Raw genomic sequence first — 17,678 nt, 5'->3', positions numbered from 1 at the left:
CCACTTCGATTCATCTTCTCGATAGCTTGGCGATTCGGTCGCCTGTAGCATCGTGTCGATGACAAGGATGTTGCGCATGCCGCCATTGAATGCTCGAACTCCAAGGAATCCCGGTTTCACCCGGTGTTGCGATTGGTCCGGCCTTAGTCCTGGACGATGAAGGGTATCGCATCCCAAGGTGTCTTATTCCCGCGGCCGACATTTCGGTCGAATGGGGCCGGCTATTGTCTGCATTTGGCAAGGTCGCGAAACAACTGGAAGTGAACCGCAAGCAGACCGCCGAACGTTTAGGCGAGGAAGCCGGACGGATCTTCTCTGCCCAACAGCAGATGCTTAGCGACCCAGGCCTGCTGGCCGAACTGGAAGGTCGCGTTCACCAGCAACAGCAAAGTGCCGCGTACGCGGTCAGTCGTGTGCTCCACCGCTATGCCGAAGCGTTGGGCAAGCTGAACAGTCCATTTTTGGCCGAACGGGCCGAGGATGTACTGGATATCGAAAAGCAGTTGCTGCATCGGCTTGGGGCCGTCACCAGCGACCCGTTGAGTAATCTCGACGAGCCGGTGATCCTGCTGGCGAGGAATCTCACCCCCAGCGAAACGGCCAATCTGGATCGCCACTACGTGCGTGGGTTCTGCACTGAGATCGGCGGTCCCGGCGGACATACAGCAATTGTGGCCAAAGGGCTCGAGTTGCCAGCCGTGGTGGGGATCGGCCAATTCCTGGATCGGATCGGACAAGGTTCGCAAGTCATCGTCGATGGCGATCGCGGCTGCATGATCGTCGATCCCGACCAAGCCACGATCGATCGATACGAGGAACGGGCCCAGATTCGCCAAAAGCTGACGCTGCGACTGGCCGAACTTCGCGACCTGCCGGCCGAAACGGTCGACGGGCAACGGGTCACGCTTTCGGCGAACATCGAATTTCCCCACGAAGTGGACGCCTGCCTGCAGCGCGGTGCCGACGGCATCGGCCTGTATCGCACCGAGTTCCTGTATCTCAGCAGCGACGAAGAACCCAGCGAAGAAGACCACTACCAGGCCTACACGGAAGTTGTCGGAGCGATGCAAGGGCGACCGGTCGTTATCCGAACGCTCGACCTGGGGGCGGACAAGATGGGGCATACCTCGTTACACGAACCCGAAAACAATCCCTTCTTGGGACTCCGCAGCATCCGCTTGTCGTTGAAAAACCAGGACCTGTTCCGCACTCAAATCCGTGCCGTCTTGCGGGCGGCAGTCCACGGTGACGTGCGGATGATGTTCCCCCTGATCTCGACGCTGCAAGAATTGCGCACGGCGCGGATGTTGGTAAACATCGTGATCGACGATCTCCGCGAAGAAGGAGCCGATTTCCGCAGCGATATCCCGATCGGAATGATGGTCGAAGTGCCCGCCGCGGTCATCATGATCGATCGCTTTGCCGAAGAGGTTGATTTCTTCAGTATCGGAACCAACGATCTGGTGCAGTACACCCTGGCGGTCGACCGCAGCAATGAAAGCGTTGCCGAACTGTACCAATCGAGCGATCCGGCGGTGCTGCGGTTGATCAAACAAACGGTCGACGTTTCCAACAAGACCAACACGCCCGTCGGCATCTGCGGCGAAATGAGTTCCAATCCGGCGCGCGTGCTGTTGCTGCTGGGACTGGGCGTCCGCAGCGTCAGCGTTCCGCCTCTGGCGATCCCGCGGATCAAGAAGGTAATCCGCAGCGTGACGATCGCCGATTGCGAGGAGATCGCCTGCCGCGTGATGCAACTGGAGAGCGCCCGCGAAGTCGATTTGTATTTGCTTGATCGCCTGGGCGATCTGGTCCCTGAATTGGTTGTGCAATAATTCTCATGACACGAGCGCGATACCACATCCGCTTTTCGAAAACCGGCCCATTGCGTTGGATCAGCCATCGCGACCTGCTGCGATTGTGGGAACGCTTGTTCCACCGCATTGATCTGAAGCTGGCGATGACCGAAGGCTTCCACCCCAAGCCCCGGATGAACTTCCCTTCCGCACTCGCCCTGGGAACGGCAAGTCTCGACGAAATCGTCGAATTGGAACTGGCCGAACCGTTGAGCACCGAGGAATTGACGCAGCGTCTGTGCGATGATCAGCAGCCCGGTTTGGAAATTTTGCGAGTAACCGCGGTTCCCGAGGGCTGGCCTAAGGCAAAGCTGAAGTCAACAACGTACAATCTGCCCATTCCCGAAGCCGATCGGGAAACCCTGCTCAAGGAGATCGAGGCGCTGCGGCAACGCGACACGATCCAATTGGAGCGGAAAGGCAAGACACTGGTGTTCTCTCTGTCCGCAGAGATCGAGCACTTGGGAATCGAAGATGGCGTGCTCGTCTTCCGTTGCACGCCCGATCAAGGCGCGTCGCTACGCCCCACCGACCTGATTGAAGAACTGAAGATTATACACCTAACCGACAATGGCCAGTTTTTGACTCGAACGCGAGTCGAACTGGAAAACGAATTTGAGTCAACCACAAGCGTCACGGGGCAATTGACCAGTTAGATCGTTAGCGCCGGCAACGGACGAAGCAATCGTCGCTGCCGGCCGATGGCAACACGGAATGTTCGCATCGTATGCGTTTCAAGATTCCAACGGCACACATTGTGCCAACGGCCACAACCCTAACGGGCCCACCCGACAAAGGACGCAGTACCTATGAAAGGCAAACGATATGAAGAAGGAAATGCTTATCAATGTTGCCCAACCCGAAGAGAGTCGCATTGCGATTCTCGAGGATGGACAGCTTGAAGAGCTCTACACCGAACGTGCCAGTGCCGATAACTACGTCGGCAATATTTACCGTGGCAAAATCGTCAACCTAGAGCCCAGCATCCAAGCCGCGTTTGTCGACTTCGGTGTCGGCCGCAATGGTTTCTTGCACATTAGCGATGTCGAACCGCAATACTTCCGCCAAGGTGGTTTTGATCCTGAAGAGATCATGCGGGAATCGGACGAATTGGCCGAACAAGCGGCTAAGCGGGCTCGCGAACAGGGACGCAACCAACGCGTCTTCAAAGGGGGCCGGCCTCGCGTCAAGCCTCCGATCCAAGATGTCCTTAAGCGGGGCGACAGCATCCTCGTCCAGTGCATTAAAGAAGGCATCGGCACCAAGGGCCCAACCCTTTCGACCTACATCAGCATTCCTGGCCGCTTCCTGGTCTTGATGCCTGCCTTGGCTCGCGTTGGCGTCAGCCGCAAGATCGAAGACGACGACGATCGCAAACGCCTCAAGAAGGCCTTGCTGGAACTCAGCCCTCCCAAGGGCCTCGGCTTCATCGTTCGAACCGCCGGTGCTGGACGAACCAAGCAGGATCTGTCGCGCGATCTCGCCTACCTGCTGCGCCTTTGGAAAGCGATCCACCGTCGCTTGACCGAAAGCGAACAGCCGGGCGTGATCTACGAAGAAAGCGACATGATCATTCGCACGATCCGCGATATGCTGACCAGCGATATCGACGCGATCCAGATCGATGAGCGTGAAGCTTATGAACGGGCCAAGGACTTCATCCGCTTGGTGATGCCACGCGCCGCCGAACAGCTGAAGTTCTACGAAGGCACCGAACCCCTGTTCCATCACTACAAATTGGAATCGGAGATTCGCAAGATCCAAGCCCGCACCGTGCCGCTGCCCAAGGGAGGTTCGATCGTGATCGATCCGACCGAAGCTTTGGTTGCGATCGACGTCAACAGCGGTAGCCATCGCAGCGACAGCAATGCCGAAGAGAACGCGTTGCAAGTCAACCTGGCTGCCGCCCGCGAGATCGCTCGCCAATTGCGACTCCGCGATCTCGGTGGCGTGATCGTCAACGACTTCATCGACATGCGGAAGGAGAGCCACCGACGCAAGGTCGAACGCGCCCTGCACGATGCGATGGCTCGCGACCGCGCCCGCACCAAGATCTTGCGAACCAGCCCCTTCGGTCTGGTTGAAATGACCCGTCAACGCATTCGCCCAAGCCTGAAGCGCAGCGTCTACAAGGACTGCCCTTGTTGCAGCGGCCGCGGCGTGGTCAAGACCGGCGAGAGCATGTCGATCGAGGTCATCCGCATGTTGGCATTGGCATCGCGCAACGAACACATTCAACGCATCACGATCCGCGTGAACGATGAAGTGGCCGCGTATCTGAATAACAAGAAACGCCGCGAGATCATGCAGATGGAAGAGACCGGTGAAATGACGGTCCAGATCCTGGGCAGCGAGGGCTTGTTCCCCGAGCACATGGAGATGGACTGCCGCGACAAACATGGCGAATCGGTCGAAGTCGACAGCTGATCCAAAGCTGAAAGCGACGAATCAAAAAGCAAAAAGCTCGCCGAGGCATTCCGCTCTCGGCGAGCTTTTTTGTTGCAGCAGTCGCGTTCGGGGGCTGCCTAGGATTCGCATAACTGCTGCCCAAAGACTGGGCACCCAATGCCTACTTGTTTGACATCTTTCCGAGTGGACTTGCGGGCCGCGATATTGCCCGAGAATTCTCAACGAAAGGGACTGCAGCCGGAGAGCAAGGTTCTTCTTGCTCCGGATGTCCTGCCTCCCTCTGGAGCAAGAGTTGTGGAGGCGGATGCACCATTGCCCCATTTCCTCTCGCTCTGCAGCATGCGACGGGACGGATCGCAGCGGAACGACGCACCAGCCTGCTCCCGTAACTCCGCCGCATTGGCATGCGTTTTGCTTTCGAGAGAAGGACGGAAACTTGGGCTATCCACGGCTTCCTCCCACCGTTTCATCTCCCACCTACGATCCCCCGCAGAAACAGCTTTGATGAAAACACACAGAACCAAAAATGGATTCACACTCGTCGAACTGCTTGTCGTGATCGCCATCATCGGAATCCTTGTTGGGCTGCTGCTACCGGCAGTTCAAGCGGCGCGCGAGGCAGCTCGCCGTATGCAGTGCAGTAACAATTTGAAGCAACTGGGGTTGGCCCTCCACAATTATGAAAGCACCTACAAGAAGTTCCCTGCGGGGAGATTCAGCTTAGGAGCTCTGAATACCTCCAGTCCCACATCTCCCTACCTGCCCGATCCTTTGGCAAAAAATGGGCAGGGCTTAACCTCGCTCTTACCCTTCATGGAACAACAGCCTCTTTATGATCAATTCGATCACTCGTGCGCGTATGGCGACTACAGCCGACCAGGCGGTCCGCCACTGACGACCCCCAACGCAGTCGACTCTGGAAATGCTGCGATTTCGGAAGTTCTCGTCACCAGTTTCCGTTGCCCATCCGATGGTGGGACCGAAACTATCGCGCTCAGTGGGTATTACAGTCCTGATCGCGGAGCGGGCATTGCGGCGCAAAAAACTAACTATGACTTCTTGATGCCCGCGAGCACTTTGACCAATTACAACTACCACCGCGGAGTTTCGATCAGCACACGTTACGTGTTTGGTGAAAACAGCTACACACCGATCAGCGGAATCCAAGATGGCACAAGCAACACCCTCGCGATGGGTGAACTGACGCTGGAAACCTTCAATGGTGATACTTCGGCCTGGTCTTATGCTGGATGGCTTTCTGTCGGTATCGATCCGGTAGGCGCGTATAACAGCACCTTTCCGTCGCGCGGACTCAACGTTTGGAATTACGGCAACAATGCGAGCCCATTAAACAACATGCGAGGCCGACGCGCGTCTTGGTACAGCGTCGCGAGCTTGCACCCGGGGGGTTGCATGTTTGTCCTGGCCGATGGCTCCGTTCGTTTGATCTCTGAAACCATCGACACGACCAATCTAACGAACCTATGCCGTGCTGCGGATGGTCAGGTGATCGACGCAGAGTTCTAGTCTCTGTCGATTGCAAACTTTGATTTGTTGTGACTTGAAACGTCGCGATTCTACCGAAAGCCAACTCCCCACATCATGGGAATCGAACCAGTTTGCTGCTTCTATTCGGATCGTGATGTCGACATTCCATGGCTCCTAGAGAAATTTACTGAAGGGCGGACCAGAAGTGCAAAAACTTCAAATGTATTTGTTGGCGTTTAGCTGTTATTTTTGTATCGGATGCGGCGGCGACGGCGTAAATCGCGTCGGAATCAACGGCCAACTGCAGTCGGACGATGGCCCGATCGCCAACGCTTCGGTGCAGTTCATTCCGGAAGCGGGAACGATTGGAGACGGCGCCTTGGGAATGTCCGATTCCGAAGGGAAGTTCTCCGTCATTAGCTCGCGCGACGGCGACGGTGGCTTGCCTCCCGGGAACTACCGGGTCCGCATCAGCCAAATGGTTGATGGGAACGGCACGGTGCTACCGGCCGATGCAACGCAAGCAGAGTACCCCGATTCACGCGAGGGAATTCCAGCTCCCTATTCAACCCTCGACTCGCCGTTGGAGGTGACTATTTCTGAAGATGGCGGGGATGTGCTGATTGCGTTGCCTTCCGATCCGGCGAAAAAATAAGTTGCTCCAAGGGAGGTGATCCGAGACGAGAAAGTCGTGAGATCTCTCGCCACAAGGGAACTGCAGTGATGCAAACTTTTCCAGACCGCCTTCCTCCTCTCCGTCGCTCCTTTAACGCCTTGAGAAATACATGGCACTGCGCCGTTCAGCCTATCGTCTGCTATTGAGCCTTGGATTTTCTGCGCTGCTTCTGGGCTGCGGAACGGAATCCAAGCCCCCCGTTCCCTCTCCCGTTGTCTCAGAGTCTTCGGAACCGGCCGAGGATAGCCGAGTCGAATTGCAAGGCCCGAAAGCTTGGTTTGAAGAGCCCAACATCTGTTACTTCGAAGTGCAGTATCAGTTTGTTGCTGGCAAACCGTCTCACAGCTATCGTGTCGAAGTCTCCTTTCCCGGCAGTGAAAACGCCGGCGCCAAGGAGATGGCCAGCTGGGAATTGAAAGCTTCGGGAACGATACGCGATGGCATCGTTGTGCATTCCATGCCGATCCGCGAAGTGACCGTTAAGATGACCGAAGCCTTTTCACCGCAAGCCGGTTACCACGCAATCTCCAATGAAGCAACCGCTACGATCGATAAGCTGCCCGAGTCGAGCGCAGAGACCGAATCAGAAACGAGTGAATCGGATTGAGGCTCAGGACGCAAGTCCCTGAAACGCTCCGAGCCGCAACCGCATAAAGCCTGCCGCGCAAGCCCTCGCAATTATATACACGTGAGTCATGATGAGTTGTCGCGACCGACGCTTGCCAGGCCAGTGCTTCGTTGTTCGCAGACCATTCCACATCGCATCCATCCGAGTCAGGGCCGCAGGCTCGACCATTTGCATAGCCCAGGCCATCGGCCTGGGTTCTAGCGGCGTTGATTGACATGGTTGGGCTGTAGGCCCGATCGATTGTCACCACCTACCCCGGGGCGTTGCCCCTTCGCCCGTTGTAAAATAAAACCGGGCGCCGTCGGCTGATACCCAGCCCTGCAGGCTGGGCTATGCAAATTGCTGGACCTTCGGCCCGCGCCAGGCGTGCCAGGAATGTGCCTGTCCCCTTTAGGCTATACGCGGCCGCCGCCACCGCGGCTACGGAGAGGTCTTTGCGCGTAAAGATTGCAGGCTGTTGACCGACGCACCGGCGCCTGCCGCACGATCGCTCCCAAACCGCAGACGCGGCGATCGCATATAGCCTGCGGCGCAAGCCGCAGGATCGCAAACCGCAACCATCCCAAAGCCCCGAAGCGCGCGACAGATCCGTCGCTGATGTCGCCCCCGAACGAAGCTACGCCAAAACCGTGACTAGCGCGTCGCACGCGAGGTGCGACGGGCTTTCTCTTCGCAAACTCAGTGCAGATAGAGGAACTCGTTCGACGTGAACAACGCGTGGCAGAAATCACGCATCGCAGCGACGACCTTCGACGGCGGTTCCGACGACTTCAAGGCAGCTTCGCTGGTCACCCACGCAGTTCCCGGAGCGGGCATCTGGCCGTCTTCGCCACTGAAATCGAAGTCCAGCAGATGTTCGACCGGACCTCCTTCCGCGGCGGCGTTGACGATCAAACGATCCTTGGGAACCTCGTTGTCGGCGATCGTCAAACGTGCGACCTGCCCGTCCCAGCGATGCCCGTTCCCCTGACGTCCGCCAACCAAAACCGGCAGCGATTTGCTGTTGATGTTCCCAACGATCGAATGTGGGATCGTTGCGGTTTGCATCTTCGCTTTGGGATCGGACAGATCTTTCATGTAGAACGTGACCGTTCCAGCCGACTTGCCATCGCCACTGGGGCGTGCGTTGACGGCCGCGGCAACGTAGACCGGCTTGTTCAGCGGGAAGCGAAGATCCGACGCGACCACTTCATACTTCACCGCCCCGGCGGCGTCGTGTCCGATCAATTGAACGATCAGATTCCGCGGTTGGTAGCCCGACTTTGCACTGGTGACTCCCAGCGACCAGCCGGGCGTTTTGTTGTTGCTATTCCATGCGGAGATCAGCGTGCTGACACTTGCATCGGGATAGATCCGGTCGAGGGTCGCAATCGCTTCGATCGTGAACCGGCTGCCCAGCGGAAGGTCCTTCAGTTGCAGTCGCTCGAATCGGCTGCCCGGTTGGATCCACAACGCACCACTTCCGAGCGAAACACCATTCACGCTGGCGAACGCATTTTGAATGCTTCGCAAACCCGTTTCCCCCGGATACGGATCGTTTTCGTTTTTGGTTGGCTCTGGCGTGGGCGATTCCTGCTCAACCAAACTCTGCGTGAACTCCAACGCCATGTTTAGTTCCGCGTCGGACGCGGGGCGGCCAAACACAGTCCAATACGCTTGGTCGATCTCCGTCGCGCTGATCGAATCCGTTCCGGCCAGCAAACGCTTGCCCATCGCTTCAGCTCGCTTCAACGTCCAATCGCCGTTCACCAAAGTCAACGCCTGAGTTGGCGTCGTCGTTTGCGGACGGGTCGGAGCCGATTCGAATCCCATCGGAGCATCCAAAGCCCCCAATTGAGGATCGGGGGTGTTGCGAATCTTCTTCACGTAGATGCTTCGCACGGGAGTGTTTCCGCTAACCGATCCGCCACCGTCGCGGTGAGTCAGTTCGCCCGAAGCAGCCAGCATTGCGTCGCGGACCTGTTCAGCATCCAATCGCGTCGGCGGGAATCGCCAAAGCAATCGGTTCTCGATGTCGACAGCTTCTTCATGCTCGGTCGCCTCGCGCCGCGCCGTCTGTTGATAGGCGGCGCTGGTCATGATCATTCGGTGCATCGGTTTGAACTGCCAACCATTCTCCAGGAACCGCTGGACCAACCAGTCCAACAACTCGGGGTGGCTCGGCGGTTCTCCCAACATCCCCACATCGTTGGGCGTGGAGACGATACCGCGTCCAAAGTGATGCTGCCAGATTCGGTTGACGATCACACGCGTCGACAGCGGGTTGTCGGCCCGTGCGATCCAATCAGCCAACACACGGCGTCGCCCGGTGGTCGTTTCGGTCGGTTTGATCACCGGTGCGGGTTGCCCCAGCAACGTCAGAAACGCAGGGTCGACCGGCTTCTTACCGGTCCGCGAAACCAAAAACGTCTCTGCTGGCTCGGGCCCGACGTCGGTCGCAACAAAACCGGTCGGCAATGGCTTAGGTTTCAGATGGTCAAAGGCCTTCAGTTGAGCTTGCAAATCGTTGAATTTCGCTAGCTCTTCCGGCTTTTTGGCGAAAGCCTTTTTCCCGTCGGCTTCCGCGTTTTTCCGTGCGACCTGACGTTCGACCAGCATCACCATCTGCTGCTCGTACGTCGTCCGCTCCTCGCGCGGCTTGGCGAACATCTGCTGAATGTCCTCGGGGAACATTTTCACTGCGGCATTGGTGCGGCTCTTGTAGGTTGGCTCCAACATCGCATCGATCTGCTCGCGAATCGAAGCTGTCGCCTGCTCCCACTCCGCCTGCATCCGATCGTGGTTCTCTTTCGTCTCGCCATCGACCAACGGCATATCGGTTGGCCAACAGGTCGACGCGAGGAACGCTTGCAAGGCGAAATAATCCTTTTGCAGGATCGGATCAAATTTGTGATCGTGACACTGGGCACAACCGATTCCCAAGCCCAGGAAGACCTCTCCCGTGACGTTGGTCATCTCGTTGACGATCAATTCCCAATGCATCCGCGCGTTGCGTTGGTTGTATTCGTAAATCCCGTGCCGCAGGAATGCGGTGCCGATCAAGACATCAGGATTCTCTGGGTCGATCTCATCGCCGGCCAACTGTTCGCGAACAAATTGGTCGTACGGTTTGTTGTCGTTGAAAGAACGGATGACATAATCACGGTACTGGCTCGCTTTCGGGCGGAACGCATCCTGACGATAACCATCGCTTTCGGCGTATCGGACGACATCCAGCCAATGCTGGGCCCAACGTTCGCCGTACCGCGGACTTTCCAACAAACGATCGATCACACGCTCCCAAGCCTTGGGAGAATCGTCGTTGACAAAATCGTCGATCTGTTGGCGGGTCGGCGGCAAGCCGTGCAGATCAAAGGTCGCCCGGCGAATCAATTCATAGCGATCCGCTTTGGCAGCGGGTGTCAGATCGGCTTGCTTCAATTTCTCCGCGATGAACTGATCGATCGGCGTCGTCGCCCAAGCCTCTCCGGTCTGCGGAACCGCAGGATCGGCGACCGGTTGCACCGCCCACCACTTGTGATCCTCTTCGGTGAATCCGAACTCGTCGCGAGCGCTCGTCGCCGCAGCCTCTTCGGGCCAAGGAGCCCCCATTGCGACCCAGCGTTCCAGCAGCTCGATCTCTTCGTCGGCCAGCTTCTCATCGGGCGGCATTTCCAGTCCCGAATCGTATCGGACCGCTTCGATCAACAACGATTCGTCCGGCTCGCTAGCAACCACCGCAGGTCCCGAATCACCACCGGATTCGATAAACGAGATGTGGTCCAAGCGCAAACCGCCCTCTTGTTCGGCGTCGCCGTGGCAATCGTAGCAATGTTTGGCCAATAATGGCCGGATCGAAGTCTCAAAGAACTTGATCGCCTGGCGATCCGTGTCGGTCCCATTGGCAGGGCCCGCTAGCACGCATAACAGCAAAATTAAAAGAGGAATGCTGGGCAGGTGTTTCATCGGTGGGCTCGCGTTGACGCGTCGGAATCAATCATAAAACTGGGGCTTACACTATAACATAATCCCTTCGGATCATAGCTCTTTCGGATAAAGAGTTTTTCAAAGGACCGGACCTATCATGAATAATCGTATCGTAATTCGCTACTGCACCGGCTGTCGGTGGCTGCTCAGAGCCGCCTGGATGGCCCAGGAGCTGCTGACGACATTTGAAGCCGAATTGGACGAAGTTGCCCTGGCGCCGACCGATGGAGGCCGCTTCGTGATCGAGCTCAATGGCGATATCATCTGGGATCGCCACCGAGATAACGGTTTTCCCGAGATCAAAGTGCTCAAACAGTTGGTTCGCGACCGCGTTGCCCAGGGGCGTGACCTGGGCCATCTGGACCGCGTCAAACCCGATCCCTTGCCCAAATCCCCAGATAAACATTGATGTCCGCTCTTGAACAGAAAATCGGTCCGCTGCAGTGCGTCGTGATCGATGGTGGCGAAGCCCCAACCATTCCCGTCGTCTTGTGCCATGGTTTTGGAGCCCCCGGGGATGACCTGGTCCCGCTGGGACAATACCTGCTGGAAATGCTGGGCGATGACGCCGAAAAATTCCGCTTTGTCTTCCCGACCGCTCCGATCTCGCTCGCCGATCAAGGAATGCCGGGCGGCCGGGCCTGGTGGCCCCTGAACATGCAGCGACTGATGGAGCTGTTCCAAACGAACGACTTCAGCGAACTGCGACGCCAGGAACCGCCGGGGATCGACGAAGCGCGCCAGATGCTGACCGAAACGATCGAAGCGGTCGCCGGCGACTTCGACACGGACGCTCCCTTGGTGATCGGCGGATTTTCGCAAGGCGCGATGGTCTCGCTGGACGTCGCGCTTCGCGGCCTGAAAAATCCGCCAGCCGGCCTGATCCAGTGGTCGGGGACTCTGATCTGCGAAGCCCAGTGGAAAGCCGTCGCGGCCGATCGACTGAAATCGGTCGACGCGCTGCAGAGCCACGGGCATAGCGATTTTGTGCTGCCGATGATCGGAGCTCAGTGGCTCAGCGAATTGCTCGACGAATCGTCAGCAAATTTTGAGTTCATTCGGTTCGACGGACCTCACACGATCCCGATGGAATCGCTGCAAGCGACCGCCGAACTGCTGCGACGCGTCGCCGCCAACGCGAGCTAGCCGCTTGAGTTGTCAGTTCAACGGCAGCCCGCTAGCCAATAGCACCGCTTCGTGAACCGCCAGGTCGTGCGATGAATCCCATCGCAGGGCCTTTTCGCCGCGGATCACCTTGGCCAAGTCGCGGAACTCGTCGTCGTAACGGCCGCTGCTCCGTTCCAGCTTCACATCTTGGAAGCCCTTGGTAAACGAACCTCTCGCACGGTCCAGCCCCAAGCGGACCGCGGGCGGTTCCAACGGATTGATCTGAAACGCTCCCTGCTGCCCCGCGACCTCAAAGCCACGCCGCGGACCGCCCAGCGGATCCAGGTGGTTGCAGCGGATCGTGGCGATCGCCGCCGGGTAATCGAAGACGGCCAACTGGTTGTCGACGAAGCTGTCTTTCTCGGGGAAGGTTTGGCGATTGTGAGCCGTCACGCGGTCGGGCTTTCCAAGAACCGTGACCACCGCATCGATCAGATGGCAAGCCAGTTCAAACATCCCGCCGCCGGGATAGGCTGCTAATTCTTTCCGCAGCGGATCGCTTGCCATCTTGCCCATCATTCCGCTGATCTCGGTGATCGGTCCCAGCCAACCGTCCTGGACGACTTGGAATAGCATCTCGAAGGCGGGGTTGTATCGCAGCATGTAGCCCATCTGAATCGTCAGCCCGCGGCGATCGGCTTCGGCATGCATCGCGCGGCAAGCCGACATCGACGAACCGGCGGGCTTGTCGAGATGGATGTGTTTTCCCGCCTGCAGGCATTGCATCGCCGTCGGAACCAAAGCGTCGACCGACGTCTCGACCGCCACCGCGGCAACGCCTTGATCGCTCAACAACTCTTCGGCGGACATGAACCGCAGCCCGCGATAGACCTCGTTTTTTGCGATCGCTTGTCGTCGCTGCGCGTCCGGTTCGACAACGCCCACGACATCGTACAGGTCGCTCAATTTCCGCATCGCCGCCAGCTTGCCCGACGCGTGCGCGTGCTTCGTGCCGATCTGTCCGATTCGAATTTTTGCGGGCTCCGCCGCACCGGCGACATACGGAAACGCAAGAGCACCCGCTGCGGCAGCGGTCGTTGTGAGCAAACTTCGTCGAGTGGAATTCATGGTGCGTGATCGATGGAGGATCGGAAGTGTTGGGGAAAAAGCGAAGCGTTGATGTTCGAGGCGCCCGAGAATCAAATGGCGACTGGCCAGTCGAACTTGCAAGAATTTGCAGTATACCTGCCCGCGCGGCGCGATGCATTTGTCACAATCGCTACGATCCCACCGGTCGATCGGGGCAAAGGAGAGCAGAATCGGTGGTGGAAGCTTCAATTGCCTCCACCCCGTAACTAACGTGAAGGAAAGCAAGGGCTGTGCGTCCTTGGACCTCTCCATTGGTATCGCAACAGGAAACTCTCCACCATGACTCGACGATCCACCTTCACCGCCGCGCTGTTCCTCTTGTTGGGATCGATCGCGATTCCAGCGTCCGCCGTCGGCTATCCCAACCTGGGCTACTTCGGCAGCTACCAACCGTACGGCATCCAGAGCCGATCCAGCGTGGCGACGCCACCCTACTTCGCTCTCCACCCACCGGTCTATTATGGCAACCGCCACGTCCGCCCCTATGGCATGAGCCCCTTCGCAGCCCTACCACAGGTTACCGCCCCGAGCACCTACCAAGGCCGCCTCGCCCCCGACTTCGTCAACCCACCGCAGCACAACCCTTACTGCAACAGCTGCACCGCAGGTTCATCCACCCTCCCCGCCAGCAAGACGACGCGAAAGAACGGCTTGGTTCGCACCAACCCCTACGCGGAACAAAGCGATGTCTCGCTGACCGGCACTGACATCTAACGCAACCTTCTGCCGGGATCGATACGGCGCAGCCCCGTACCCGCGACGGATCTGCGCCTCATAATCGCCTCGCGTCCCTCTTCCGCTTTCAAGCGTGGGACCGACGCGTCCTCATTCGATCCCTCAAGAATTTCATCTCGGCCGATGGTAAACGGTTTCGCAAAACCGACGATCCCATCCGACGGATACGCCTAACGATCCAGCGTCGATTTGCTGCGCAGGATGTGATGGTAGTGCTGGGCAAAGCGATGCGATTCGTCGCGGACGTATTGCAGCAACCGTAGCGCGAACGCGTTGCGACTCAGCCGAATCGGTTCGGACTCTCCCGGCACGAAGATCTCTTCATCTCGCTTGGCCAACGAGATCACGGTCGGCGGCGTGATCTCTTGATCGCGGAAGGCGGCCATCGCGGAGTTCAATTGCCCCTTGCCGCCGTCGATCAACAGGATGTCGGGGAACTTCTCCTGGTTGTCGCTGAGACTGCGGAAACGCCGCGAGACGACTTCATAGATGCTGCGGAAGTCGTCGATCCCTTTGACGTCTTTGATCCGAAAGCGGCGATAGCCCGGCTTAAACGGCAGCCCATCGATGAACTGGACCAGGCTGGCGACCGTCTCGCCGCCGCTGAGATGCGCGATGTCGACTCCTTCGATCACCCGCGGCGTCTCTTTCAACGAGAGGACTTTCCGCAGTCCGGTCAGCCCCTTCTTGGGATCGACGTAAAAGACTTCCGGCTGCGCGTGAGTTTCCAGATCGCCTCGCTCATCCAGTTTTTCGAGCATCCGAATTTCATCGCGCAACTTCGCCGCCTTTTCAAACTGCAACGCCTTGCTCGCTTCCATCATCTCGCCGCGCAGTTCGTTCAGCAGTTTCTTGCTGCCGCCGTCGAGGAAGGTTTGCAGACGACGAATGTCCTGGCGGTAATCCTCTTTGCTGATCCGCAGATTGCAGGGGGCCGTGCATTGATCGATGCTGGCCAAAAGGCAGGGACGGAACCACTTCCAACGCTCGTCCCCTTCGTTGATGTCCAGCGAACAGGTGCGGAAGCGAAAGATCCGCTGCAGCACTTGGATCGCACCGCGCAGCGCTCCGGCGCTGGGGAAGGGACCGTACAGCTTGACGCCGCGATCGCGCGGTTCCCGCGTGACCTCGATCCGCGGAAACTCCTCCCGCGTCGTGATCATTAGATACGGGAAGGTCTTGTCGTCTTTGAGGTCCTTATTGTTCTTGGGCTGAATGTCTTTGATCAGCCGCGATTCCATCAGCAGCGCGTCGACTTCGGAATCGCAATCCATGAAGTCGATGTCGGCGATTTCGCCGATCCAGTCGGCCGTCCGCTGCTCCTCGGCCGCCGCTTTCAGAAAGTAGCTGCCGGCGCGGCTGCGGAGATTCTTCGCCTTGCCGATATAGATCACCCGCCCGGCGGCATCTTTCATCAGATAGACGCCGGGAGTTTGTGGAAACGTGCGGACCTTGGCGGCCGCGTACTCAAAGCCGAGCTCGGCTCCCGATTCGGGAGCATTGTTTGCAGACTCTGAGTTCTCGCTCATTCCATTCCTGGGCTAGTCGGTTTGCTCTTACGCACAAAGAAACCAATCGCAATCGCAATCAAGTATACGACCAACAGGCCCAAGATGGCTTGTCCCGCAACTGGATTGGCTTTGTCGGTCACTTTGTCGTAGATCGCGGTTGCGGCAGCCGCCAGGGCTCCCAAGACCGAGAAGATCATCAACACATTCCACAGCAACATCCGTCCGCCAGTCGGTTTTTCGTCCCCCAGAATCCGGCGGCTGTTCATCATCAAGAAGAATGTGATGTAGGCGATCGGCAGCAGCATCATGCCGAAGCTGGAAGTGAAAATCGCCAACCAGAACTTCGCTCCACCAGCCCAGAAGTACATCCACGAGAAACCGAACAGTCCCGCCGAGACAACACCCAGGACAAACGGGAACGTTCCGTCGGGTTGATTGAACATTTCGCGGAAGGCGTATCCGTTGATCAGCATCAGAATGATGATCGTCGAGAATCCCATCCCGAAGACGCCCAAACCGAAGACCAGCTTGGAGAGCGAAACGCCCAACAGCGGTGCCAGCGTGTCGGCCAATTGGAATGCGTCGCGTTTGACGAGCGTCGAGGCGAGCTTCTTTTCGGTGACATCCAATTGAGCGATCATCGCCAATTTGTCGGCTTCGGATGTTTCCGCCGCCGCGTCGCCGAGCTGCTGGTCGACGCGAGCGATCAACGATCCTTTGACCGCGTCGAACATCGGACTCTGCTCCATCACCGACAGATCGCTACTGGCCAATTGGTCGTCGATCTTGCCGTGGAACGTCGATGCCGCCGCGATCACAACGCAGCTGGTGACGAGGATGTAGGGGATCGCCATACCCGTTGCTAAATCGAAGCGAGCCAGGCCGCGGAACGGTTTGTCCCAGCCGCGAGAGAGCATCGAATAAGGCAACAGGAAGGTCATGTTGATGCCGACCGCGGTCGCTGCTGCGGCGATCATCACCGCTCGTTGTTCGGTGACCAAACGGTTGGTCCAGAACGATTGGCCTTGCTCCGAAAGACTGGCGACCATCGCCGCTAGATCGCCCGTCGGTTGGCCCCATTGGTTCAAGTTGGGCATCAGGCCGGAGAAGATGGCAGCGAAATCGAGTTCTCCTTTGACGCCCAACAGAATCGCGACGCCAAAGAAACAGATCACGACCATTCCGACGAGAGCTTTCAGCGTGATGTCGAACAGTTTTGCAGCGGCTCCGCGCCGCGTATTCAGCAACACGACAAATCCGGCGGCGAACAACAGGATCAACGAAACGGTTCGCTTCGCCCCCATGTCTTCACCTAAAGTCTGGCCCGCCAGCGGCATCAGGTTCTTGTCCAACGCGTCGTAGCAGAGGCTGAACTGAGGCATACACCAGATCATGTTGGCCATCATCGTCGCGATCAACCAACCCCAGCCGAGCGCCGGGTTGATCTCGGTGTTGATCGCTTCGAACGGGCGGCGTCCGGTCGACAGTGTGACGTAGCTGATCGCCGAAAGCATGATCACCCCCATCGTGATCGCCATCAATTGCAACCAGATCATGCTGGTTCCGCCCAGCACGCCCAAGAAGAGCGCTCCGGCCAGCGAACCACCGCCCAACGTGATCGCACTCTGCAACCAACCGGGGCCGGAGAGTCGAACGAACGCCGACAGCAGGCGGCCTTCAGCGGCGGCCTGTTTCAGAAATTCGCGGTCGGTATGGACTTTGTCGACAGGGTTTCCAAATTCGGCCGGCGGCGCAACTTCGGTTTCGCTCATTCGATTCTTTCGAGGGTTATGTATACGTGGGGGGCAGGCGTTCTCTGCCTGCCTGTTTTGGAGAGGGAATGTCGTTCGCGCCACCACGAATGCACGCGACTCGTAAAGTTCGCGGCCAGATCGTGAAGTCAGGGAACGATGATCGCTGTTAGTTGAGCGCGCTTTCGACGAGCGAAAGGCGACCAACCGAAATTCCCCGCCGAGCCGCGCTGGGCGGTCTTCTTATTGGGTGGGGATTTCTTTGTGGATCGGCTTCAAGTGTTGCAGAATACTTGGGGGATGTCGAGAACGCGAGACGTGGTCGCACCTCGATTTTGATGCGTTTTGGGGAAACTGCTGGCCGTTGCGAGCGACCTGTCGGACTGGACCGCTCCAATAAAG

13 protein-coding genes are annotated in these 17,678 nt (G+C 58.0%); 9 read left to right on the top strand and 4 right to left on the bottom strand.

Annotated elements, in window-relative coordinates:
• Positions 1 to 89 precede the first annotated feature (89 nt).
• The 6 genes from ptsP to Poly24_RS06530 all read left to right on the top strand — a co-directional run bounded on the left by ptsP (position 90) and on the right by Poly24_RS06530 (position 7,036).
• Complete coding sequence (gene ptsP / locus Poly24_RS06555; protein WP_145092189.1) at positions 90 to 1,835, top strand: phosphoenolpyruvate--protein phosphotransferase; 1,746 nt, start codon at positions 90 to 92, stop codon at positions 1,833 to 1,835.
• Positions 1,836 to 1,840: 5 nt separating this feature from the next.
• Positions 1,841 to 2,512 carry a TIGR03936 family radical SAM-associated protein gene (locus Poly24_RS06550; protein WP_145092186.1) on the top strand — a complete coding sequence of 224 codons (672 nt, stop codon included), beginning with the start codon at positions 1,841 to 1,843 and terminating at the stop codon, positions 2,510 to 2,512.
• A 169-nt stretch (positions 2,513 to 2,681) separates the two neighbouring features.
• The gene (locus tag Poly24_RS06545; protein ID WP_145092183.1) at positions 2,682 to 4,283 is read left to right on the top strand and encodes an Rne/Rng family ribonuclease; all 1,602 of its coding nucleotides are present in this window, start codon (positions 2,682 to 2,684) and stop codon (positions 4,281 to 4,283) included.
• A gap of 486 nt (positions 4,284 to 4,769) precedes the next feature.
• Complete coding sequence (locus Poly24_RS06540) at positions 4,770 to 5,792, top strand: DUF1559 domain-containing protein (protein ID WP_145092180.1); 1,023 nt, start codon at positions 4,770 to 4,772, stop codon at positions 5,790 to 5,792.
• 166 nt (positions 5,793 to 5,958) lie between these two features.
• Positions 5,959 to 6,408 (top strand): carboxypeptidase-like regulatory domain-containing protein, encoded by a 450-nt coding sequence (locus tag Poly24_RS06535; protein WP_145092177.1) that lies wholly within the window; start codon positions 5,959 to 5,961, stop codon positions 6,406 to 6,408.
• A 130-nt stretch (positions 6,409 to 6,538) separates the two neighbouring features.
• Positions 6,539 to 7,036: a hypothetical protein gene (locus tag Poly24_RS06530; RefSeq protein ID WP_145092175.1), complete on the top strand. Its 498-nt coding sequence runs from the start codon at positions 6,539 to 6,541 to the stop codon at positions 7,034 to 7,036.
• Between the two features lie 699 nt (positions 7,037 to 7,735).
• Here the strand turns inward: Poly24_RS06530 and Poly24_RS06525 are convergent.
• Complete coding sequence (locus Poly24_RS06525; protein ID WP_145092172.1) at positions 7,736 to 11,002, bottom strand: PSD1 and planctomycete cytochrome C domain-containing protein; 3,267 nt, start codon at positions 11,000 to 11,002, stop codon at positions 7,736 to 7,738.
• Positions 11,003 to 11,120: 118 nt separating this feature from the next.
• Here Poly24_RS06525 and Poly24_RS06520 point away from each other — a divergent pair, with 118 nt between their 5' ends.
• Both Poly24_RS06520 and Poly24_RS06515 read left to right on the top strand, forming a co-directional pair.
• A complete protein-coding gene (locus Poly24_RS06520; RefSeq protein WP_145092169.1) occupies positions 11,121 to 11,432 on the top strand; it encodes a SelT/SelW/SelH family protein in 312 nt (103 codons plus the stop codon).
• Positions 11,432 to 12,169: an alpha/beta hydrolase gene (locus tag Poly24_RS06515; RefSeq protein WP_145092166.1), complete on the top strand. Its 738-nt coding sequence runs from the start codon at positions 11,432 to 11,434 to the stop codon at positions 12,167 to 12,169. Before Poly24_RS06520 ends, Poly24_RS06515 begins: the two co-directional genes overlap by 1 nt.
• A gap of 12 nt (positions 12,170 to 12,181) precedes the next feature.
• Here Poly24_RS06515 and Poly24_RS06510 read toward each other — a convergent pair whose 3' ends face one another.
• On the bottom strand, positions 12,182 to 13,258 hold the full coding sequence (locus Poly24_RS06510; RefSeq protein ID WP_197452374.1) for a Gfo/Idh/MocA family protein: 1,077 nt from the start codon (positions 13,256 to 13,258) through the stop codon (positions 12,182 to 12,184).
• 300 nt (positions 13,259 to 13,558) lie between these two features.
• Here Poly24_RS06510 and Poly24_RS06505 point away from each other — a divergent pair, with 300 nt between their 5' ends.
• A complete protein-coding gene (locus Poly24_RS06505; protein WP_145092160.1) occupies positions 13,559 to 13,993 on the top strand; it encodes a hypothetical protein in 435 nt (144 codons plus the stop codon).
• A 191-nt stretch (positions 13,994 to 14,184) separates the two neighbouring features.
• On the opposite strand, the gene Poly24_RS06500 is transcribed toward Poly24_RS06505, so the two are convergent.
• Together Poly24_RS06500 and Poly24_RS06495 are read right to left on the bottom strand one after the other, a co-directional pair.
• Complete coding sequence (locus Poly24_RS06500) at positions 14,185 to 15,543, bottom strand: excinuclease ABC subunit UvrC (protein ID WP_145092157.1); 1,359 nt, start codon at positions 15,541 to 15,543, stop codon at positions 14,185 to 14,187.
• Positions 15,540 to 17,297 (bottom strand): divalent metal cation transporter, encoded by a 1,758-nt coding sequence (locus tag Poly24_RS06495; protein ID WP_145092154.1) that lies wholly within the window; start codon positions 17,295 to 17,297, stop codon positions 15,540 to 15,542. The genes Poly24_RS06500 and Poly24_RS06495 overlap by 4 nt, the downstream gene beginning before the upstream one ends.
• Positions 17,298 to 17,678 lie beyond the last annotated feature (381 nt).

It is taken from the genome of Rosistilla carotiformis, assembly GCF_007753095.1.
Lineage (GTDB): Bacteria > Planctomycetota > Planctomycetia > Pirellulales > Pirellulaceae > Rosistilla > Rosistilla carotiformis.
The sequence above is the reverse complement of the archived record's forward strand: the minus strand, read 5'-3'. Positions and strand labels throughout refer to the sequence as shown.